General features: G+C 36.6%; 15 protein-coding genes and 1 pseudogene. 4 read left to right on the top strand and 12 right to left on the bottom strand.

Annotated features, from left to right (window positions below):
- Positions 1–396: 396 nt before the first annotated feature.
- Positions 397–608, top strand: a pseudogene (locus ACH0BF_RS18245) (integrase core domain-containing protein); the annotation flags it as partial.
- 331 nt (positions 609–939) lie between these two features.
- On the opposite strand, the gene ACH0BF_RS18240 reads toward ACH0BF_RS18245, so the two are convergent.
- Positions 940–5,655, bottom strand: coding sequence for a DEAD/DEAH box helicase (locus ACH0BF_RS18240; RefSeq protein WP_406909965.1), 4,716 nt, complete (start codon positions 5,653–5,655; stop codon positions 940–942).
- 438 nt (positions 5,656–6,093) lie between these two features.
- On the bottom strand, positions 6,094–7,092 hold the full coding sequence (locus ACH0BF_RS18235; protein ID WP_406909964.1) for a helix-turn-helix domain-containing protein: 999 nt from the start codon (positions 7,090–7,092) through the stop codon (positions 6,094–6,096).
- A 406-nt stretch (positions 7,093–7,498) separates the two neighbouring features.
- Here ACH0BF_RS18235 and ACH0BF_RS18230 point away from each other — a divergent pair, with 406 nt between their 5' ends.
- Positions 7,499–8,635, top strand: a complete 1,137-nt coding sequence (locus ACH0BF_RS18230; protein WP_406909963.1) for a tyrosine-type recombinase/integrase — start codon at positions 7,499–7,501, stop codon at positions 8,633–8,635.
- A 630-nt stretch (positions 8,636–9,265) separates the two neighbouring features.
- Here the strand turns inward: ACH0BF_RS18230 and ACH0BF_RS18225 are convergent.
- From ACH0BF_RS18225 to ACH0BF_RS18185, 9 genes are all read right to left on the bottom strand, one after another.
- Positions 9,266–10,450 (bottom strand): CaiB/BaiF CoA transferase family protein, encoded by a 1,185-nt coding sequence (locus ACH0BF_RS18225; protein ID WP_406909962.1) that lies wholly within the window; start codon positions 10,448–10,450, stop codon positions 9,266–9,268.
- A 15-nt stretch (positions 10,451–10,465) separates the two neighbouring features.
- Positions 10,466–11,293: an enoyl-CoA hydratase/isomerase family protein gene (locus ACH0BF_RS18220; RefSeq protein ID WP_406909961.1), complete on the bottom strand. Its 828-nt coding sequence runs from the start codon at positions 11,291–11,293 to the stop codon at positions 10,466–10,468.
- On the bottom strand, positions 11,274–12,335 hold the full coding sequence (locus tag ACH0BF_RS18215) for an acyl-CoA dehydrogenase family protein (RefSeq protein ID WP_406909960.1): 1,062 nt from the start codon (positions 12,333–12,335) through the stop codon (positions 11,274–11,276). Before ACH0BF_RS18215 ends, ACH0BF_RS18220 begins: the two co-directional genes overlap by 20 nt.
- On the bottom strand, positions 12,332–13,486 hold the full coding sequence (locus ACH0BF_RS18210; protein WP_340856586.1) for an acyl-CoA dehydrogenase family protein: 1,155 nt from the start codon (positions 13,484–13,486) through the stop codon (positions 12,332–12,334). Before ACH0BF_RS18210 ends, ACH0BF_RS18215 begins: the two co-directional genes overlap by 4 nt.
- Before the next feature lie 138 nt (positions 13,487–13,624).
- Complete coding sequence (locus ACH0BF_RS18205) at positions 13,625–13,864, bottom strand: heterodisulfide reductase-related iron-sulfur binding cluster (RefSeq protein ID WP_406909969.1); 240 nt, start codon at positions 13,862–13,864, stop codon at positions 13,625–13,627.
- Positions 13,865–13,904: 40 nt separating this feature from the next.
- Positions 13,905–14,396: a hypothetical protein gene (locus tag ACH0BF_RS18200; RefSeq protein ID WP_406909959.1), complete on the bottom strand. Its 492-nt coding sequence runs from the start codon at positions 14,394–14,396 to the stop codon at positions 13,905–13,907.
- Positions 14,397–14,800: 404 nt separating this feature from the next.
- On the bottom strand, positions 14,801–15,820 hold the full coding sequence (locus tag ACH0BF_RS18195) for a 2,3-butanediol dehydrogenase (RefSeq protein ID WP_406909958.1): 1,020 nt from the start codon (positions 15,818–15,820) through the stop codon (positions 14,801–14,803).
- A gap of 18 nt (positions 15,821–15,838) precedes the next feature.
- On the bottom strand, positions 15,839–16,444 hold the full coding sequence (locus ACH0BF_RS18190) for a TetR/AcrR family transcriptional regulator (RefSeq protein ID WP_406909957.1): 606 nt from the start codon (positions 16,442–16,444) through the stop codon (positions 15,839–15,841).
- Between the two features lie 661 nt (positions 16,445–17,105).
- Positions 17,106–17,996, bottom strand: a complete 891-nt coding sequence (locus ACH0BF_RS18185) for an AraC family transcriptional regulator (protein ID WP_340856593.1) — start codon at positions 17,994–17,996, stop codon at positions 17,106–17,108.
- Between the two features lie 105 nt (positions 17,997–18,101).
- Here ACH0BF_RS18185 and ACH0BF_RS18180 point away from each other — a divergent pair, with 105 nt between their 5' ends.
- Positions 18,102–19,055 (top strand): DMT family transporter, encoded by a 954-nt coding sequence (locus ACH0BF_RS18180; protein WP_406909956.1) that lies wholly within the window; start codon positions 18,102–18,104, stop codon positions 19,053–19,055.
- Between the two features lie 372 nt (positions 19,056–19,427).
- Positions 19,428–20,525 carry a ribosome small subunit-dependent GTPase A gene (gene rsgA / locus ACH0BF_RS18175; RefSeq protein ID WP_406909955.1) on the top strand — a complete coding sequence of 366 codons (1,098 nt, stop codon included), beginning with the start codon at positions 19,428–19,430 and terminating at the stop codon, positions 20,523–20,525.
- A gap of 729 nt (positions 20,526–21,254) precedes the next feature.
- Here rsgA and ACH0BF_RS18170 read toward each other — a convergent pair.
- Positions 21,255–22,961 (bottom strand): methyl-accepting chemotaxis protein, encoded by a 1,707-nt coding sequence (locus tag ACH0BF_RS18170; protein WP_406909954.1) that lies wholly within the window; start codon positions 22,959–22,961, stop codon positions 21,255–21,257.
- Positions 22,962–23,155: the final 194 nt, after the last annotated feature.

Raw genomic sequence — 23,155 nt, 5'->3', positions numbered from 1 at the left:
TTCTGGAAGCAAACCAAACAAGCGTACACTCCATCTCATAGCCAAAGGTTAAATGTGTACACTTAAGAACTTCCTATTTTTATTGGTAACAGATACCAGTGTTATTACCTCTCATAAAAACTGTTCATCTCTTCCAACTGTATAGCATGGTTAATTGTTCTCTTCTGAGTTCGCTAACGTAAACAGGGATTAAATGAATCTAGTTTATCTTCAAGCTTTTTTAATACTAAAGAATTGTTTTTCTGTCAAAATTGGTTTCTTGTGCTATTGCTGACTTAAACCAGCCTAATTGATGTAGCTCTAGTATCATAAAAAACTCCGTTCCAATTAACATCGCTATATCACTCTTTCAAATTAAAAGTACTTAATGATTATCTGTTATGAACGGAAAAATAGTCTTTCAGCCAGAAAGGATATCCTTATAGTAATGCCTGTATAGAATCGTTTCACGCCATATTAAAGAAAGAAGAGTTTATCATGCGCAATACACGGACTATTGGGTAGAAAAGTTGGCTATGTTTCAGTTTATAGAAGGATGGTATAACCGAAATAGAAGCCACAGCAGTATCGAACAAACTATTGAAGACAAGGCTACAAGAGCAGCTTAAGACTTAACTTTTTCGTGTCCAAATTATTGACTTAAATCCAAAACTTATAATTGATTTTATCTTCGATCATAAGTTGCTTATATACCGAGTCCCTTCTGTTAATGTATCTTCCACACCTGTACCAGACTCCACTACCTATATATACAATTTCGTCATTAATCCAACTTTCGTACACCGTATATTTTTAACTTTTCTTAACTCATCTGAATTTATTCCGTACTTTTTAATAAGTTAAATAATCTCCTCTTTTGTTTGTAGCAAAAAAATCACCTTGACTTTGAAATCAGGGTGATTTTTATGAGACAAAATTGATTTTTTAATATTACCTAGCTTATTCTATTGGTTCTTTTATTTCTAATGCTGGTAAACTATTGACTAAGTCAACTGTTTGAACAGATACATTAATAATACGGAGTAACAAATTAAAAATATACTTTTCATCCTCGGAATAATCATTCGGATCATCAATAATACCTGATGTCTTATCCTTTTTAACTTGGTACTGATCAATAATCCATTCAATTGCAGGACGACCGTTCACAACATATTCATATGCTCTTTCAGGGATTTTAAAAATTGTTATATCCTCATTATATAGAATGGTATCAAGCATATTTCTTTTTGGATGCTTCATTTTAGTTACTTTAAATGAGGGATTAGGTTTAGAATTAATTTCAATATTACTGTATGGTGTAACTGATTCATAATTAATATGGAGATCAATAAGCTTGCTTCCAATTTCTATAAATTCATTATAGTTAGCTAAATAAGGAATTGTCGGCAATCCTTTTTGCAATTCATTCTTATTATTTTCAATGTATTCTTTGGAATGTAATACTCCATAAATATAAGCAAATACATCCTCATTTGAAAGTTCTATTCCATATTGATCTTTCCAGGTTTTTATATAATTTTGGCTAATCGCAGATGCATTTGTACTTCCAAATAGTAAATCTGCACTTTCATCATAAACGAGATATGGAAATCCCTGTGCACCACCAGAAAATAAATTCAAATCTGAAACTGTATCTGTGACCAAACAAGAAAATTCTTTGGTGCCAGATTTTCCTGGCATCATAATTACTTTATTATTAGATGCTGGATTTGGAAAAATCTTAGGCATCAAATATTGCATGTCTAATAATGAGTTTTCAAAATAGAGGTGTTTTTTAGTGAACGGTCGATATAAACTAATAAATATTCTTTCTTTCACATATTTCAACTTTTTCTTATTCTTGAAGTTTGAAATTAGTCCTCTAGTCCATTTTATTTGGGTTGGTGATGTCAATTGTTCTTGAGTTAATCCCTTTTCTATACCATCATTATAATTATCAATCATCCGATTTATGTTTTGAATTAAATCTCTGTTTGAAAAATTGTATGCCCAAGAATCACGTCCAGTAGCTATACCTCTTGAATACGTTGTAAATACTGTGGTTTTTTCTTTATCTTTTTTATTACCAATGTCCACCGTATTTTCTTTATCAACTCTTTGATTAGTCCAATCATTATATTCATTGGGAACAATTGAGGCAAAATCTATGTTGGAAATTGTTTTCCATGAACTTAATGTCTCCAATTTTTGATCTCGAGTTAAATAATCATCTACTTGTTTGTAATGAATACTGCAAGAATCTTTACTGCTATTTTTAACCATAATTACTATTGCAACAGTGGTCCGAGAACCCGAACCAAATATTTTCCCTCCTTCTTTTCTAGAAGTTTCACCTGATGTTCTCTGGTTTCCACGCAAATTAACTATGTAAATGTCATTAAACTCTTCATATAATGAATAGCGCATACCATCCGCAGCTGCACCATCTATAAAAGAACCATTACTTACGAAAGCTACAATTCCATTTTCACCGATTCTATCTGAAGACCATCTGAAAGCACGAGCATAAGAATCATATAGAACTTGTTTATTAGTAGCTGTAGAATGTGTTACATATGTTTTCTCAATGGATTTATCCAATTTTGAGTACTTGATATTTTGTAAATTATCGTTATTACTTCGCTGTTTAGAGGAATATGGAGGGTTTCCAATTATAGCAAAAATAGGATTCTCTTGCTGCTTCTTTAAACGCTCATTGTTTTCATTAAATAATTCACTTATAAAAGAATCCTTTGTTTCTGTACTCTCAAAAGTATCTGTAAGTACAATACCTTCAAAAGGAAGATAGTCTCCTCCGTAAATACTATGAAAAGTTTCTTCTATATTGATAGCAGCAATGTAATAGCTTAATAAAACAATCTCGTTCGCATGAATTTCTTGTGTGTACTTTCTTAGTAAATCTTCCTTAGGAATTAGACCACTTTGTAATAAGCGTGTTACGAATGTCCCTGTTCCTGTGAATGGATCAAGTACATGTACTCCTTTACTTGCCAAAGATTTGCCAAAATGTTTTTTTAATACGTCATCCACTGAATGGATGATAAAATCAACAACTTCAACAGGTGTAAATACAATGCCTAAACGTTCTGTTGTTTCTTTAAATCCAACTTTAAAGAACTTGTCATACAGCTGAATGATAATATCTTGTTTTGCTTTTAAATTATCGATGCCTTCTGCACGAACCCGAACGCTATCATAAAAGTCATTTAATCTCTCTTGTTCCTTCATTAATCCCTGTTCATCTAAAATACTTAGAATAGAGTCCATCGCTTTAGATACCGGGTTATTATGAACAAAACTATAAGAGTCAAATAATGCTTCAAAAACAGGTTTTGTAATCAAGTGTTGTGCTAACATTTCAATCGCTTGTGTTTCAGAAATTGAGTTATTAATGTTGTAACGTAGACTTTCAACAAATTTTTGAAATTCAGTATATACTTCGCTCTCTGTATCTTCAAGCATAACTCGTATACGTAACATATGTTGCTGTGCAATCTCTGCAACATCTTTTGACCAGTCTTCCCAATAACGTACATTACCCACTTTTTTAACAATTTTACCGTAAATAGCGCGTTCTAAATCTGACCAATCTTCTTCTGACAGCTCCATCGCCAACTGTTCGTTGCCATGGCTGTCTTTTAATTTTCCACCTTCCGGAGCATCACCCACGCCTATAATTTGAATTTGGCTTGGTTTCTTTTTATTTAATTCTAATTTATTAATTGTTGCATCAAAGCGCTCATCCAAAGAGCGTAATGCATTTAATACTTCCCATACAACTCGATATTTATCGTTATTATTAAGGACCGCATGTGCATCTTTTCCAGATGGTACGCCTATAGGTAAAATAACATAACCGTAGTCTTTTCCTTCTGATTTACGCATTACACGTCCAACCGCTTGAGCTATATCAATTTTAGATTTACGAGGTTTTAAAAACATTACAGCATCTAAATCAGGAACGTCTACACCTTCTGTTAAGAAACGTGCGTTTGATAAAATACGACAGGTATTATCAGGTACTTCTGACTTTAACCAGTTAATTTTTTTATTCTTTTCTAAAGCATTCATTGAACCATCTGCATGGTCAATTTCAATTCCATATTTACTTGTTTCATCATCTTGATTAAGATATTGATTTACTACGTGAGCAAACATATCTGTAATCAATTTTGATTCACGAATTGTACCTGTAAATGCAATTGCACGTTTCATTGGAGCACCAAGTGTTTCGTCTGAATGACTCTTTCTTTTTACTAACCCGTTCCAACACCCAATAATTTTCGTATAATCATCAAATTCTAATTCAGATTCTTTATTCGCTAACATCTGTTGAAATTTGCGAGCAATGACTTCTTCATCTACAGCTAGAACCATTACCTTGTAATCAGTTAGAATGTCCTTACGAATTGCATCACCAAATCCGATACGATAAAATTCTTCTCCGTAAATCTCGGGATCGCTCATGTCTGCAATCAAAACAGACATTTCTTCTGCCTTCTCTTTGGCGTCTTCCCCGTATACCCGTGGTGTTGCAGTCTGATAGAGACGCTTAGAAGCCTTGATATTGTCATCACTATGTACTTTTGTAAAAGCAGAAGCTTCACTATTAAGTTTCGTTGCACCAGTAGTACGATGCGCTTCATCACAAACAACTAGATCAAAATGATAAAAACCATTTTTCTGGGCTTCAATGATTACGTCAATTGATTGATATGTCGAGAAGACTGTCAAGAAGGTTCCTGAATCATCACTATTTTCAATACGTTCTTGATATTCTAACAGCTTTTCAGTATTTGTAGTAGCTGGATAGCCTATATCTGCAGCTGCAATGTCTTCTAGCTCACTTTCGCCTTTTTCCTTCGTTACCTTTCTATCCGAACACACTGCGATGGAATCCATCTTATAGTTAGTATCGGCATTCCAACTCCGTAGTGTTTGTGATAATAATTGAATACTCGGAACCAGATACAGGACTTTGAATACTCCATTTTTTTCAGCAGCCATTTTTTCAGCAATGGCCATGGATGTATAAGTTTTCCCTGTACCAGGAGCCATGATTAGTTTTCCGCGATCAGCGTTCTTAAAACCTTCAAGCACAGCATCGATGGCTGGTACCTGGTGAGAGCGAGGAGTCTTTTTGCCTTGCAGCCTAACTTGTTTTGGATTGTTAAATGAATAAGCAGACCAATCAATTTGACTTTCTTGTAAATCCGCCAATGAGATACGCATAATAATTTTGTCTCGGAACTTCAGAGCGTCATCTGCATTTGCACTCCATTTATCGGTTGTTGTGACAATGATTCCTTCAGAGTAATAGCTCTTTCCGACCTCATTTAAAAATGAATCAATGTGTGCTTTTCTTATGACAGTATCTTGGGAATAATATTTACATTGTATGGCTACCAACTCTCCTGTTTCTCGTTTTTTTGCTACTAAATCTACACCTGTATCTTTTTTAGGAATATTATATTCAGCTGGAACATCACTTAATTTCCAAATTTTTTCAAAAACCCGGGTGTACATCGGTTCATTTTCTAAATATGCAATAATTAATAATTCAAATAGTGTTCCCCTATCACGTTGCGTATGTTGCTTCGTGTCTATCTCATTAATTAATGTCACGAAACTTTTATAATTTTTTGATTCCAAACTTCTTCACCTATCTTTCACCCAATAACTTAAATATAGCTATTATTTTATCATGAAAACACACAAAAAATGTACGGCTATAATAGTGGTTTTTTGATAAGAAAGGATTTGAAAGTTATGAAAAAAATTTCATACTTGTTAATTCATTTTCCAAAGAGATTATTTTTTGTTTAGAGACTTGCTATAACTTCAACATCCTATGGGTCAGTGGGTAATGGAGCAGTGGGTGGAACTTTCTCCGTTACTCAGGTTCGGTTAGGCTTGACTTTTTGAAATTTGATTATCAAAGATAATTAGGTATTATCTTTGATTTATATAAAAATGTTATTGTTATTTTAAAAGGTAGGGCCAACTGAGCACTCCCTTTATTACTTGGATAGCAGAGAAACATGACATGACAAGACCACGGTCTTAAATCACTTAAGACTTTCCTCTCCACTAAACATTACTTTTCCCAATTCCTTCTGCAAGGATTCGTAATACAACCTCCTGCATGCTGATTCCTTCTCTTTCTCCTTTCTTTTTGATTTTTTCTTTCATATTTTTTGGGAGTGAAATCGTAAGCGTCTCCATATCCGTCTCAATAAAAAGGTAGCCTTCCTGGTCGTAGAGAAGAGAACCTTTGGTGACATACCTGTCTAGGAAGTGGAAAAGGTGCTCGGGCACTTCTTTCAGAACGGTTTTCTTTAAATGGATTTCCACGTCATTCAAGGTATCGTAATCAGTTGGGTCAAAATGAAGCAGTAGATTCGAAAGTTCATACTGCTGGTAGACCATATCAAAAAACTCCATCGTTAATGGATGCTTAGCGGGCAAAACCATTTTTAAAAATCCCGGTCCCGTGTTCGGTTTTCCGTAATTCAGTTCATAAGAAGATTCCAGTTCCTCTTTGAACATTCCTTCCTCATAAGATTTAATCTCATGCGTATCTGGAAATAAGAATGCCCATCTGCCATCTGAATCGAATACCAGCCGGGCTTCTCTTCCCGCTTTCGTCGAGAACTTCTGGAAGAAAGCGATGTTTCTCTCCTTATCATAATAGTGCCGTCTTTTTAAACGCTCGGATTGAAGATAAGCAGCATTTTCGCCTGCGAACTGCTCGAGATCTATCTGGTTAATATAAAAAATCTGCCGGCCACGGTATGTTCCTTGTACAGCTGGAATGGTTCCCTCCTTCACGAGCTTATGCAGCGTAGAGCGTGAAACGCCCAGGAATTTCGCAGCCTCTGTTGTGGTGAGTCCTAATTTTTTCTCCTGTTTTCTTGCCAGTTCCTCTACTTGCTCTTTTGGGAATACTCGTGTGTTCAGCATTCTCCATTTATGGTCTGGAAGCGGGACTAATAGGCCTTTCTGGATATAGTTATAGATGGTAGCTTTCGACTTGTTGAGCATCTTTGCTGCTTCCTCGGTCGTATAATACTTTTTTTCTTCTGTCATTTTCTTCCCTCTTTCTTTGATGGATTGCTGTGCCTATCTCGTAAACTTACTCTTCTATGTATAGTTAGGTATCTCTATTTGAAGTTACTACTAATCTTTTTTAAAAAACATTCTTTTCAATTAGTTATGTTTCTTCCATTATTTTAATTATAATTTCTAATTTTGTTCATTTCAATTTATATAATTAAAAACAATAAAATAATTTATCTTTTATAAAAATGATAATTATAAAAATATCAAAAGAACATAGATAACTGATATATAAACAAAGAGAATATTTTTTTATATGTATCAGAAAATGACTTTCTTTTGAATCATTTATAAAACAGGATTATAATTATAGATAGATAAAAAACATATATTTTAAAATAAAATAAATAAAAACGAAAAGAGGAAAAAGTACATAATGAAACCATTATCTATGTCTGAAAATAAATTGACTCTTTTCAAGAACTCTGAAGATATGGACTACTCTTTATTGCTTCAGATAAAGGAACAGTCTGAAAAACAGGGAGAAGCGCCTTTTTCCCAATTTGATGATAGGGATATGCTGGCTTACTTCCTGTATCAGCAAACAAACATCGACCAAAAGAAAAACAAATCTGAGAGAACAATCAAGGAGTATCAGCGGGAACTTACTATGATGATCGAACACATGCTTCGGTATGCAGATGAAATGGATCTTGATATTGAAAGAATCATTGAAGGGTCCTTGTTCAAAAGTTTGAGCAAGCGGCATTTAAGGAGATATCAAGCGTGGGTAGTGGAGCGGAGCCCTCATGTTGTAGAAAAGGGTCCTTATTCCCCAGCAACCGTTGCCCGGAAAACCGTGATTTGGAAAAGCTTCTTCTCTTTCCTTCACCGGTCGGGATATATTAAAGAAGCCGTCCATGAGGGATTGCTCAGCGCCACAGTCCGAAAAGAAGACCGACCTAATCGAGACTTAGGGCCAAACGAGGTCGTCCAGCTGCTGGATTATTTTAAACGTGAAAATCACCCGGTTCTTTTTGGCCTTATGCATATTCTGGTCGCAACAGGTTTACGAAATGAAGAGTTATGTAAACTAAAAGTTTCTGATATAAAATATGACAGCTTATTCGGTGGTTATTATCTATCCGTGTGGGGGAAAGGCAACAAACACCGTTCTATTCCCCTGAAACCAAAAGTGGTGGAAAGCATTCGTCGTTACAGAGAAGCTAGACTCTTGGATACTCATTTTTCGGAGAACGATAATTCGCCTCTCTTCCCCACCAGTACCGGAAAGGCTTTCTCTCCCTCTTATCTCGCTCAATATTTAGGAAAGGCGATTGAACGGACGGATCTGCCCTTCCTGCAGAATCGGAGCTGTAGGATCACCGCTCATACATTCCGGCACAGTTTTGCCATTATATCGAGAAGAGCCGGTGCAGATATTTATAAAATTATGCGAAGCCTGGGTCATGAAAAAATCGAAACGACCATGATCTATCTGGAGAAAATATTCGAACGTGAGCAACATGCTGTTCATGACTGGAAAGATGGAATTTTAGGAGACTATATATAATAGGAAGAAACTCGTCATAAAAAGAAGCAATTAAGGTATACGCGTTTTATAAGATCGTGGAAGAAGCAGTGGATTTAGCCGGAAAGGATTCAAAAAAACAGCGCTATTGGGTCCGTCATACCTTTGTGATATTGATGTTAGAGAAGCTATGTCACTGATAGGTGTTAAAGATGACCTTGTCAAACCTAGACAAAGTAAAGTTATTTTTTGCTTTTAGGATGCTGAGAGAAGGCTAATTTTGCATCGAAATTTAATTTCTCATAGAGAGATGCTATTCGATGCAAAATTGACCATTATATGAATGAGTGATCTTTTTGATTTTTAATGAGAATTATTGCTCCTGTTTGCTAGTTTTACTTAAATTTAATTTGAATTTTGCACAGTTTGATTTTTATATTTATTCTTCTAACTAACCATTGTATAAAGAGCTAATAAAGGTTATTTAATTATGATATAAAAATATGAGAGCCTTGCTACATTTTATTATAGAAAGGCTCTTTAAAGTGGTTTATTTTATATCGGTTTAAATGCGTTTGCACTCAAAAAACAATAGTGAACCAAAGACGTCGAATAATTACTTTTAAAACTTTCATTTTCCATTGAGAGCACCTCTTTTCATACTAACTCTCTTCATATTACATTGTTTTTTGACAAAACTGAAAGTTCTTCTTTCCCTATTCGAAGAAGTTCTTCAAATACCTCCCGATTGTGTTGACCTAGCGTCGGCGGGCCAAGTTTTGTTTGAATATTTAACCCGCTATGCCGTAGCGGACTGGCCAGCAGCTTTACCTCTCCCGTAGCATGAGGAACTGTTTCAATTCCTCCTCTAGCGATTACTTGATCTTGCTCCAATGCCTGTTGAATATTATTAACACGTCCAACAGGAACTTTAGCTTTTGAAATAATTTCAACCCATTCACTTGATATCCTAGTCGCTAATACTTCCTCAATAAGCTGAACTAATTCATCTTCATGTTGTTTTCGATCATTATTTGTTAAAAAGCGTTCATCACTGCCCCACTCTGGATGCTCCAAGGCGTGAGATAACTTTCGAAATAAGTGATCGTTCCCTGCACATATCATGATGGGAAAATCAGCTGTTTGGAATAATTGATAGGGTGCTACATTATTATGCTGATTGCCTTTCCGCACAGAAATCATTCCAGTATTTAAATAAGCAGTCGCCACATTGGCCATACTCGATACTTGAACATCCAGCAAAGACATGTCGATATATTGGCCTTCTCCCGTTAGATCTCTTTGCCTTATTGCAGCTACTATGCCTAATGCCACATAAACCGAAGTAATAATATCCGCGATCGGAATCCCTACTTTTGTCGCTTCACCATTTGGGTCGCCCGTGACATCCATCAACCCACTCATCGCTTGTATGACTGGATCAAATCCGGGCAATAAACCTAGAGGGCCATTCTGCCCAAATCCTGTAACCGAACAAACAATGATACCCTTATTTCTTTCCTTTAAAACTTCATAATTCAGCCCGAGTTTTTCCATCGTTCCAGACTTAAAATTTTCAATGACGACGTCTGACTTTTCTAATAAATTTAGGAATAGTTTCTTTCCTTCTTCAGTTTTTAAATTAAGAGTAATAGACCTTTTATTACGATTGGCACTTAAGTAGTAAGTACTCTCTCCATTTTTAAAAGGTCCCCACTCTCTCAAACTGTCCGATCCGCCTGGCGGCTCCACACGTATGACGTCTGCCCCCATGTCTCCAAGTGTCATCGCTCCAACTGGGCCCGCATAAACTCTAGATAAATCAAGCACACGTATATCATGCAGGGGTTGTAACAATTTAACTCACCTCTTTTACTTTATTGACGTTTTATTTTTCCCGAAATTCGGTTTTCTTTTTTCCATGACAGCCCGCACACCTTCTTTATGATCTTCCTCTTCCATGACAAGCGCCATTTTCGATGAAATATAATCAAGTGAAGAGCGTAAGGACATTTCGCTATTTTGATAGACTGCACGCTTGATGAGCTGCGTTGCCAGTTGAGGGCCGCAGGCTAAACCTTTTGCGTAGTCTGCAACTGCTTGGTCAAGTTTCTCATCTGGTACAACAAATGTAACAAGCCCGCGTTCTTTTGCTGCTTCTGCTGTCAACACTTCCCCTGTCCACAACATATGCAATGCCATATCCCGGCCGACAAGCCGCGGCAAGAAGTACGCTCCACCATCTCCAGGTACGATTCCTACTTTGATATAGCTTTCAGACAATCGGGCTGATTCCGAAGCAAAACGAATATCACACATTAGAGCCATGTCAAGTCCTGCTCCGAAGGCCGCTCCATGTACTTTCGCAATCACTGGTTTATCGATTTCTTCTAACAAAAGAGGAATTCGCTGCACTTTTTTCCATAGCGAGTTCTTACGATTGATTCCTTTTGAAACATTATCTTGATTCGACTTGTAGAATCCATTACCAGCGATCATCTCCTTAATATCTCCACCGGAGCAGAAACCATTTCCTGCTCCTTGGACAATTAAAACAGAAATCTCATCTGAATCCCTCACTTTCTCAAGCGAATCAATCCATAAATCAAGCATTTCACCACTAAACGCATTCAGTGTTTCAGGACGATTTAATGTGATTGTTGCAATTTTATTATTTATTTCAAACAGTAGATCCGGCATGTGTTTCCTCTCCTTTTACATGAGTAATCGATTCCCAAATCGTTTCTTCTCGAGCCTGATACAAACTAGCTAACTGATCAGCCCAATATGTCTCATTTCCTGCTTCTTCACGCCACGACCACAAACGACGAGTAAAATGATGAAGTTCATGTTCATATGTCATCCCAATTCCAGCATGAAGCTGGTGTGCAGCTTTTGCGACTACATTTGCGTTAGCAGATAACTCGATTTTAGCCATTGCAATTTGCTCTTTCCCTAAGTCTGATGGATAAAATGAACTCGCCACAGAAAGTGCTGAATAGGCAGCAGCCACCTCGCCCGCCATTGCAGCCAGGTGATGCTGGATGGCCTGGAACCTGTGCAGGGGACGACCAAACTGATGGCGCTCTTTTGCATAAAGAGTAGATAAAGCGAGCACACTTTCCATCGCACCTGTCATCATTGCCACACGGCTAAGCGCTAAGAATTTCGTGTAATTTTCTAAAGCCTCTTTAAAACTTAGATCTAATTTCTTTGTTTCTCCTAGATTTAAAAAGGTTAAGTTATCACGAGGCTCTGCAGCTAAATTGGCATTCTTCTCAATTTCACCTGTTAATACATCCACAATTGAATAAGAAGCTTGTTGACCCTCCTGCCGGATCACAACCACTTCGTCAACATATCTTCCGTATGGAACATGCATCAACTTATACGGAGATTGAATCATAGAACTCTCTTCAGCTAAATGAACGACTCTTAATTTATCCTCCACCTCACCGTCATGTGTGGCAAGAAATTGATTGGCGTATATAACCTCAGCTAAAGGAATTGGAGCAGCGTACTTTCCAACGACGCGCAAAATAGCAAAAACGTCCTCATAATCCCCGCCGACTCCACCTTTCTCTTCTTCAATTCCAAGTAATGTTAGCCCGGATTCTTGAATCGTTTTCCAAAGTGAATTTGCCCACTCACCTTCTTCAAAACGTTCCCGTTGTTCTTTAGTCGATAAGTCTTTTAAAATTTTTCCAGCAGTGTCTTCAATAAATGATTTCATCTCACTCATGCAGATATCACTCCTTTTCCTACTATTCCTCTGAGGATTTCAGTTGTCCCCCCGCGAATAGTAAACCCTGGACCGTGTAGAATGGATTCCGCTAACAGCCTGACATACTCATCTTCTGCATTCTTGCTTGGCACCGCTGGTAAAAGAAGCCGAATGACTTCAGCTACATGTTGCTCAAAGCTGTTGCCAAGATCTTTCACTAGAGCAGCTGCTAAGTTCACATCTTTTTTCTCTTCAAGCAGAGCTGCAATCCCTATCGACATATTACGCAGTGACCACATTCGGCTTACTAGTTTCGAAGCATCCATCAAACCTCTATGATCCTTTTTTTCTTTCAATAAACGAATCGCCTCTTCAAGCAGTGGAAATGTGCTTAAAATTCGTTCGGGACCACTTCGTTCGAATGCCAGTTCAGTTAACCCTTGTGCCCATCCATTCCCAACTTCTCCAACTACTCTGTTATCTGGAACAAACACGTTTTCAAGAAAGATTTCGTTAAAATGATGTTCACCCGTTAAGAACTGAATTGGCCGAATAGTTACACCATCAGATTTAAGATCAATAATTAGCTGACTCATACCCCCATGACGATTTTTTGGATCCTGAGGAGAAGTTCGGCAAAGGGTGATCATGTAGTGCGAATGATGAGCACCAGAGGTCCATGTCTTCATTCCATTAACGATCCAGCCGCCATCCACTCTTTCAGCAGTTGTTTTTAGTGATGCTAAATCAGATCCTGAGTTCGGTTCAGAAAGTCCAATGGAAAAATAACATTCACCTTTCACGATTTTTGGAATGAAAAATTCCTTCTGTTCTTCTGTTCCAAACTTTAAAAGTAACGGTCCAGATTGACGATCTGCAAACCAGTGTGATGCAACAGGAGCTCCAAAAGCCAAAAGCTCTTCTGTAACGATGTAACGATCAATCGAGGAGCGTGCTTGCCCTCCGTATTTTTTTGGAAATGTAATCCCGATCCAGCCTTGGGCCCCAATCTTTTTCGAAAATTCCTCACTATATGCGCTAAGCCAAGAATCAGCATGTGTGTCAAATGTTCCTTTTTGTTTCTCAGCTTGTAAGAAAGAACGTACTTCTTTCCGAAACTTTTTTTGTTCTTCCGTAAATTTAAATGCCGGAAGTTGTAATTGTCTCACCACTCCTCACTCCTTTTACCGTTATAGTGTAACCATTACGCAAACGGTGTATAGAAATTCAAGTTAATCCACCTTCACTTTATTTGTTAATTTAGAATTGACAGAAAATTTCACATTAATTTATTCGTTGATTAAGAATTAGTGTATCCCATAGGCTTCGGCTAGCAGTTTAACAATATGAACAACTTTGATTTTTTCTGCCTTCCCTATGCGCCTGGCACCTAATTTCATCTGTAAATGGCAGCCCGGATTACTTGTGACGATGATATCTGGCTCTACTTTTTTAATATGATTCATCTTTTGATTCAACACTTCCATCGCTTCATTGTAGTGGACAACATTGTAGATTCCTGCCGATCCGCAGCACCCATGTCCTATTTTTCAAAAAAACGATAATCAATCCCTCATATCTTCTTTATTAATTGCTCAGGCTTATTAATGACTTTTTGAACATGCCGTAAATAATAAAATAAAAATCATATTTTTCAAACAATCCAGTATTCTTTTGAGCTAGTGAATAGTCTTTCTTTTTTCCGCTATGATGCAAAAGAGCTTCACAGACTGCTAGTTGCAGCAGTTTCACGCTGTCATCATTGATTTTTAAGAACATCATATCCATAATACAGCCAACAAAAAATACAACCGTATAAGTCTTCTTCCCAATTGAAGGTAATACTTTGTATTCTCTTTCTTTTTCGGCATCTTGATCTCGGGGGCGGTGGATTCCGTTGCCTCCGCTTAACCCTGTTAGTACTAAGAAATAACATACGGGATACAAATGATCGTTTGGGCAATTAAAAAACTTGTTGGTGTATCCGCAAACATCATCGGTGAAATAAATAAGCAAGGTAATCCCCAATACTAAAATTAAACAACCTGAGTCTATATCAATATAGAGCCCAGGCTGCATAATTATGCTTTTTTTATTGACTATTTGACAGGGATCAATTCACTATAAGAGTGCTTATGATTCAGTCTATATTGGGCAACGTCAGCAGAAAACGTAAAAAATATGTTAAGAGTTATGTTTATATATCACAATGTTTTTACAATGAACAGTTGCTCTTTGAATTATTTGTTTTAATATCCATGGAAATATATTTTTCCTCTAAGTATTCGTCCAGTCCTTGATGTCCACCTTCACGGCCCTTTTATTCCTCCAAATGGTGCTTGAGCAACAGTAAGAACGGCCATATCCGGTAATCATAAAAGCCTCCTGTACAGTAATATGAATTTACTGTACAGGAGGCCTATTTCTTGTAAAGCAATAGCTGATAACATAACAAAAGATAAGTTTAATCACTCGTTTGTAAACTAAAGGCTCATATTCACTAAAATTTTACACTGACTGCGGTCTTTCGTTAATGTTTCGAAGCCTTTTTCAACAATGTCATCTAATGCAATCTCACTTGTAATTACGGCATTCCCGTCAATTATGCCACTTGCAAGCAAACGAATGACTTCTGGGAATAAACGAATATATGCATATGATCCACTGATTTTCGCTTCCGTTCTAACGATCATATTAGGATCAAAATTGACCGGTTTTTCCCACACACTTACAACTTTGAATTCACCGCCTGGGCGTACAGACCCTACGCCACTTGTAAATGTTGCTTGAACGCCTGCAGCATCATAGGCAACGTTTACTCCCCCATTTGTTTTTTCACGAATAAACGCTACAGCATCTGTATCAATTGGGTTAAGCACATATGTAGCTCCAAGTTCTAACGCCTTTTGACGACGTTCATCCGATACTTCCACTATAAAAATTTCACTTGCTCCTGCTGCTTTAACAGCTTGTAACAACAATAATCCTATTGGGCCAGCACCAAATATGGCTGCAGAATCCCCGAGCTTTAATTGACTTTGGCGGACAGCGTGAACCGCAACAGCTGTTGGCTCAACGAGTGCACCAAGCTCTAAACTCATATTTTCAGGTAAATGGAAAGTATTTTCTTGCTTCACCACTGCAAATTGGGCAAATCCACCTGAAACCGTATACCCATAGCCTTGACGTTCCGTACACAAATTTACAAATCCTCTTTGGCAATTATCACATTTTCCACAAGGAATAAGAGGTTCAACGGCTACCCGATCTCCCACTTTTGTCTTTGTTACTCCTTCTCCTACTTCTACAACTACACCCGAAAACTCATGACCTAGAACAGGCTGGGTACGCATTGGATAAGTACCAGCTAAATACTCATGCATATCACTTCCACAGATACCAGCGTATTCAACTTTTACCTTTACCATTCCCTCTTCAAGGGTGGGTAATTCTGCTTCTTCTACTCGAATATCTCTTGCTCCATATATTTTTGCCGCTTTCATCTTTCCTTACCTCTTTCCTTATTCTAAAGTTGCTTGTAGTCCATTCATGATAAAGCTTACAGCCAGATCTGCTACCTGTTCAGGAGACAATTCAGATTGAGTTCGGTTCAAAAATGCGTTATTGAGAGAATACATTAATGTTCCCATTATAAAATTAACTGCTGCATCAACCGATGGAAAATCGATCGTTTTTTTATCCTGACACTCTTGTAAAATTAAGCGAAGCTGCTCCCAGGAAGGAAGAAATACATCTGTCAGCATCTCTAATCTCGGACTATTCATTACTAACTCTTGTTGCAATATACTAACTAATTCACTTTCTTCATTTCTAAAAATAACAAACTGTCTACAAAAACTCTTAAGTGCACCTAATGAATCAGATAAATCATATTTCATATTCTCAAACAGTTGTCTAATCGGTTCAAACATCTCAAAGAAAACGTTCTCTTTCCCTCCGAAATGATAAGAAACAAGAGCCAACGAAACATTCGCCTCATTACAAATCTGTCTAACAGTTGTTCCCTCATAGCCTTTTCTCGCAAATAGTAGCTTTGCTGCTCGAAGGATTTGATCTCTTACATCTTTATTTCTGTCATTACTTCTGCTCTGTTTTAATTGACTCATCCCCTTTCACACTTTTTAATAAAGGTGTTGAGTATTTTTTGAACAACTGTTTTGAACAATCGTTCAAAACCTATTATACTCTTGTTATTTTTTATGTCAAAAATAGAATTCACCAGTTATTTGCTCAAATTGAACATGTCCCCGTAATCAATCAACTTACATCGATTACAACCAAAGTAGTAGAAGCTGCATGAAATAGCTCAGTAATTGGACGTATATCATAAAGAAACCAAGTTAATCTTCTCGTGTAGAGATACCCGGGTTTTTAAAATTGTATAAGCAAATTATCTCTTAAAGTACCACTTGAATGATAATCAACATTCTTTTTGGGTGCTTCTACGGAAGTCCATTTGGAATAAGAAATCTCGTACTAAGCCCGATCTGTACAATAATCCAGTTCCACTCCTCTCGACTATAAGAAAATGTTTGTTAAATGATATGGCTTGTACATATTTAATAGATTTGCTTCTGTTGGGTACTACAAGCAGACGCGAATTTACAGCGTTAAGGACATACAAATATAAAAAGCCTAATTCCTCAGGTGTTATAAGTGAGAAACTAGACTTTAGTCACTTCAGAAAAGCGCTTTTTGAAGTAAAATGAGCATCTGTTAGATGAGGGAGTTTAACAAGAAAAGCGAATCATCTCCAACATAATTTAGTTAATAATTGTCCGTTTTATATTTTTTGTAAGCTAATGGTGTCATGTTCATCGAATGTTTAAACTTCTCAATAAAATAACTTGTACTATTAAACCCTACTTGATAGGCAACTTCAGTAACATTAGATTCTGCTTGTTGCAATAGACTCAAGCTTTTTTGAATTCGATAATCTATAACGTAATTTAATGGGGTAGTTTTTAAAATTCGCTTGAAGTAGCGACAGCATTCCGATCGACTCAATTGGCCAGCCCTTGCAATATCCTCTAGCATGATTTTCTCAGCATAATGTAGATGTATCCAATTTAGCATTTGCTTCATTCGCTGGCTCTTTAACATTTCTGTCTGAAGGTATTCAGGTTGAAAGCCATTAAAGAGTAGATTTTTCCAAATTAATGCTAGTTGCATGGTTATATCGATTTCAAAGTACTGTGTTTTTCGCTCAATCAACTGTTTGATTTTTAAAATGGCATCTACTATGTTTTTCCCCCAAAGCTCAGTTGCATCTACAAAAACGTAAGGTAAATTAGTTGCTTGCATATAAGGAACTACATAACTCATGTAGAGTTCTTGTGGCAGGACGAAATGAGGGGAAACATTTAAACAGATATAGACACAGCCGGATTTTTTCTTTTCTTCTGCCATGTGCAGACAGCCACTATTTATAAATAGCCCGTCGCCTTCCCTTACTACTATTCTTTCTTCATTTATTTGAAAAATTGCTTCCCCTTTAACAATTAGAACAAATTGAATTTCCTCGTGCCAATGGAGGGGTATATAGCCATGTATATTTTGCTTAATCGTTGTTTCATAACATGCAATCGGTAACTCAACTGTACGATGTTCAGTTAGCTCTTTTAAACTTTGATTAACAATGAAATTTTTTATCTGCAAATAATCACCTCAATATATTTATATTTTTTGATTCTATTTAAGTATTATTAGAACGATTTTTCACTTATTATAACATTATTATTATATTTAAGATGGAGAATGATCATGAATAGACCTACTAGAAGAACAGGATTATTTCTCGTAATAACGGGAGCGATATTTTGGGGTGTTGGCGGTACAGTTGCACAGAAGCTCTTCCAACAATACGCAATCGATGTAAATTGGCTCGTAACGACACGATTGCTCATCGCTGGTTTTTTACTCTTAACAGTTCAATTTTTTGTAAAAGACCGTTCTGAAGTTTTTGGTGTCTGGAAAAATAGGGGGACAGCTGTTCAACTGATTATTTTTGGATTACTCGGCATGCTTGCGGTTCAATACACCTATATGGTGTCCATTAAATATGGGAATGCTGCTGTTGCGACACTATTACAATACTTAGCGCCTGTAATGATTATCATTTACTTAATTTTGCGCAAGCAAACTGTTCTCACGCGGCAAGATTTATTAACTGTTTCACTTGCTTTAGGAGGGTGCTTTTTCTTATTAACGAACGGTTCAATCTCCAGCCTGTCTGTGCCGACAATTGCCATCATTTGGGGCGTATTATCCGGACTATCGTTAGCATTTTACACCTTATACGCCGTTCCTCTCCTTGAGCAATATGATTCCCTTGTCATTGTGGGCTGGGCCATGACGATCGGTGGTTTTTCATTAAGTTTTATCCACCCACCTTGGCAAATGGACTTTACAGGCTTAACAGCAGAAGCCTATTTGTACTTAGTATTCGTTATCATATTCGGTACAATGATTGCATTCTGGTTTTATATCGAAAGTTTGCAAAGCCTTTCACCTGCCGAAACAAGCCTTTTAGGTAGTTTAGAACCACTAGCAGCTGTTCTCACAACGGTCTTTTGGCTAAAAGAACCTTTTGGTTTTTTTCAATGGGCTGGTACTGCCTGTATTCTTGGGATGATATTGTTACTGGCTTTGAATAAAAAATCTCCTTCCAAGACTAAGCAATCTCTAAAAAATAAAGAGCCTTTCAGAGTTAGCTAATTTCAGCAATTCTGAGGGGCTTTTTAATATAATCCTGCTTCGTAAAGTTTAGGATCATTCTTTTCAATCTCTTCTAAATTTCATCTATAAAGAGATGTAGCAATTTTCAAAAGTAAGCCACGGGTGCCTTTCCAGAAACAAGGATAATTGCTCTTTTTCCATTTTAGCCCTAAATTAAGAAAGCCTATGCTCATATAATTAATTAATAATGATTGAGCATTGTGATATAGTAAAGCTTATAAATAATGGAAAGGAGATGTTGCTTTTATGTTTAGCAACCAGAGCTTTGAGATTGTAGCAAATGGGGAGGTATGTGCAAAATAAATTATGCATAAAACCTCCCAAAAGTTATGATCTAAACTTTAGGAGGAAATGAAATTGAATAATACTGATATGAAAAATTTAGGACTTACTGAAGAATATATACAGGAGTCTAAACTATATAAAGATCTTTTTGTAGGTCGAGTTTCTTCGCAATCTAAAAATCTGTATAAGGTAATTACGGAAGATGGCGAGATTGCAGCTGAAATATCTGGGAAATTTCATTATAGTGTAAAAGAACTTTCTGAATACCCTGCTGTTGGAGATTTTGTAATGGTTGACAGAACGGATAATTCACAGGGAAACGGAATTATTCATCATACACTTACACGGAAAAGTGTTTTTGCACGTAAAGTGGCAGGTTCTAGGGAAGATATTCAAATTGTTGCCACAAATATTGATACAGTTTTTATATGTATGTCGTTGAATAATGATTTTAATCTTCGCAGACTCGAACGTTACCTCTCTATTGCTTGGGACAGTGGTGCCATACCGGTTATTGTACTTACAAAATCAGATTTATGTAAAGAAATAGAGGCAAGACTTAATGAAATATCTTCTATTGCCATAGGTGTAGATGTGCTTGTTACAACAAGTGCTTTTTATGAAGGATATCAGTCCTTAAAGAAATACCTTGCCAATGGTAAGACCGTTGCGTTTATAGGATCATCTGGAGTTGGAAAATCGACCTTAATCAATTGCCTGCTTGGTCAAATTGTATTAGATACAAATGGGATAAGAACTGATGATAAGGGTAGACACACAACTACAAGACGCGAACTGATTATGCTGCCAAATTCAGGTGTTGTTATAGACACTCCAGGGATGAGAGAACTTGGGATTATTAGTGCGGATTTAATGAAATCCTTTTCTGATATTGATGAACTTGCTTATGATTGTAAATTTAATGACTGTACACATAAAAACGAGCCAAACTGTGCAGTGCAAAAAGCCATTAAAGATGGCGTCTTATCGATTGAAAGGCTAGAAAGTTATTGGAAACTAAAAAAAGAAACTAAGTATGAAGGTTTAAATTCTAAAATGATTGAAAAAGAAAAGATAAATGACATGTTTCATGGTATGGGTGGCATGAAAAACGCTAGGAAATTCATCAAAGAACAAAATAGAAAAAAAGAAGATAAAGTCTGAGAAATGTTAGATATGAAGATCGGGGTAACGGCTCATCATTGAGCTGTTACCCTATTTTGTCGGATAAAATAGGGTGTATAGTGAAATGAAACCTTGTTCATTTTTAATTCGAGTAATTTACTAGAAGCTTCATGATAAAAGATTTTATTCCATTCAACAAAAACAGCTAATGAAACTAGATCGATTGGGTCGGGATGGTGATGGGATCATACTAATCAACTTTAATCTTTTTTTGAATAAAAATTATAGCTAAAAAAAATCGACTTCCAAGGAGCAAAATTATATATAAAGTCGGTGTGATTTTTCGAAATTGATGTGCACAGAAACCCTTGTGTCATCAGCCTTAACCACACATTTGACTTTGCAGGTCGGGTAAGTGTAAAAGGCAAATTAACAGATGAGATTAAATAGAAAAAAGATGAATAAAAAATGAATATTCGTTCCGACAACTAGTTAAGAAAATAATAAGAAACCCAGCTAACCTTCTCATGTGAAGGCAGCTGGGTTTTAAAAGTGAAGGGGCAAAATAGAACGATTGAGAGTTTTGTGTAATAAAGTATAGCTAAGGTGAAAAATCCTGGTTAACAAGATTTCTTATCAACCGTGATCTTAAAGCCATATTTAACGATGATATTGAAGCAGTTAAATACTTCAATCCATTTATACGTTATACCTTTAAAAGTGAATTAAATCTAAGAATTTTTAAAGGTTATTTTTTATTCAGCTACTTCACACTTTAAATTTCATAATCAATTGCTGGAGTTCTTCTGATATTTCTGCTAAAGTCGTAGACGCTTTAGAAATTTCCTCCATTGAAATTAACTGTTCTTTTGTTGCTGTTGACACGCTTTCATTACCTGCTGCTGACTCTTCGGCTACATCTTTGACTAGATTCATTGAATTAGCAACTTGTACTGTACCCGCAGACAATTCGTTAATCGCGCCAGCAACATCTTTAATTTGGGAAACGACTTCATGAATAGAGTTCTCAATCTTTTCAAACGACTCCCCGGCTTCCTGTACTACACCCAAGCCTGCTTCTACTTCTGTTGCGGCAGATTTCATGGATTGCAATGTTTGGCCTGTATTGTCTTGAATAACTTGTATTAAGTTGGTTATTTGCTCGGCCGATGCTGCTGATTGTTCGGCAAGCTTTCGCACTTCATCTGCAACTACAGCAAATCCTTTCCCTGCTTCCCCTGCTCTGGCTGCCTCGATGGCAGCATTTAAGGCAAGAAGATTCGTTTGACCGGCAATAGCTGTAATCACTTCATTAATTCTCCCAATTTCACTTGAGCTTTCACTCAGCCCTTTTATAGAAACGTCTAATCCCATCACATTTTCATTGATTGAATTCATCTGTTGGACAACCTTTTCAATCGATTGCTTTCCTTCAGAAGACATTTCAGAAGTTTGGGCAACCTTTTGTGACACTTGCTTAGCATTTACAGTGATTTTTTCCGCATGTTCCGCCATCTCATTAATAATTCGTGTGCTCTCTTCCACACTTCGCAGTTGGCGGTTTGAGCCTTTCGCCAGTTCTTCAATATTTGTAGATACACTTTCTCCTGCCTGGCTGTTTTGCTCAGCACTTGCACTCAACTCTTCAGAGGAAGCTGCAACCAATTCGGATGTCACACTTACGGTTTTAATAATTTGTTTTAATCCATTAATCATATTATTAAAAGATCGTACTAGCTGACCTATTTCATCTTTAGAACGATAATTCCCCTCGATTGTAAAATCGCCATCCTCCGCTTTGGACATTAAAGTTTGAATTTGTTTGATTGGATTTACAATGATTCGAGTAATTATCCATCCGATTAAGATTAAAACAGCAACCCCTAGTAATCCAACTGTAGCTGAAACGACTGTGGCTGTTTTCATCCTCTCATTATTTTTCTCTTTCACGTTATTGGCTAACTGTTCGTTGAAATTTTGCAAATCATTAATTGCTTGATTAATTTCCTGACGTTGAGTCAGATTTTTGTAAAGGCCATAGGCTTCCGCATCTTTACCCTGAGCAGCTAAATCGAGCACTTTCTGCCTCGATTTTTGAAGGCCAGCTACACTTGTTTGAAAGGACTTCAATCCTTGTCTTTCCTCAGGATATAAATCCAATTTTTCATACCGCTGTATCCATTCATCGTTTTCATTTGCCGCCTTGCTAATATTCTCCATAAGTTCATCATATTTAGCAGGATCTTTGGTCATGATCGCTTCCAGTGTAAAAGAATCGATAGCATGATTATTTGCATTTACCTGCCCTAACCAATCAATTGGTTGCAAATAATCTGTATACATCTTTGTTGATCCCTCTGCCATATCTTTCATATTTTTATAACCGACTATGCCGACTATGCTCGTAATTAGAGCTGAAATGATAATCAATAGCAACAGCTTTTTTGATATCTTTAAATTTCGCAGAAACCTCATCATCTTTCTCCTTTTTAAGCTTTTTATTACGTTATATCGGATACTTTATTAATAAAGTGAAGAAAAAATTTTATCTTTCCAATACTTTTGTAGCTCTCTTCAACTCAATACGGGGCTGTCAGGAAATTTAAGAAGCATGCACATTCTCTTTAATTAACTTTAATTCCCTTAGTTCTAATAAGCTATCTCTCTAA

Source organism: Pseudobacillus sp. 179-B 2D1 NHS (assembly GCF_045370945.1).
Classification (GTDB): domain Bacteria; phylum Bacillota; class Bacilli; order Bacillales; family Domibacillaceae; genus Pseudobacillus.
The sequence above is the reverse complement of the archived record's forward strand: the minus strand, read 5'-3'. Positions and strand labels throughout refer to the sequence as shown.

Coding starts and splice junctions, on each gene's coding strand:
- ACH0BF_RS18235 (WP_406909964.1), bottom strand. CDS start 7,092: ATGACAGAAGAAAAAAAGTATTATACGACCGAGGAAGCAGCAAAGATG.
- ACH0BF_RS18230 (WP_406909963.1), top strand. CDS start 7,499: ATGAAACCATTATCTATGTCTGAAAATAAATTGACTCTTTTCAAGAAC.
- ACH0BF_RS18220 (WP_406909961.1), bottom strand. CDS start 11,293: ATGCCGGATCTACTGTTTGAAATAAATAATAAAATTGCAACAATCACA.
- ACH0BF_RS18215 (WP_406909960.1), bottom strand. CDS start 12,335: ATGAGTGAGATGAAATCATTTATTGAAGACACTGCTGGAAAAATTTTA.
- ACH0BF_RS18200 (WP_406909959.1), bottom strand. CDS start 14,396: ATGCAGCCTGGGCTCTATATTGATATAGACTCAGGTTGTTTAATTTTA.
- ACH0BF_RS18195 (WP_406909958.1), bottom strand. CDS start 15,820: ATGAAAGCGGCAAAAATATATGGAGCAAGAGATATTCGAGTAGAAGAA.
- ACH0BF_RS18190 (WP_406909957.1), bottom strand. CDS start 16,444: ATGAGTCAATTAAAACAGAGCAGAAGTAATGACAGAAATAAAGATGTA.
- ACH0BF_RS18180 (WP_406909956.1), top strand. CDS start 18,102: ATGAATAGACCTACTAGAAGAACAGGATTATTTCTCGTAATAACGGGA.
- rsgA (WP_406909955.1), top strand. CDS start 19,428: ATGAAATTGAATAATACTGATATGAAAAATTTAGGACTTACTGAAGAA.
- ACH0BF_RS18170 (WP_406909954.1), bottom strand. CDS start 22,961: ATGAGGTTTCTGCGAAATTTAAAGATATCAAAAAAGCTGTTGCTATTG.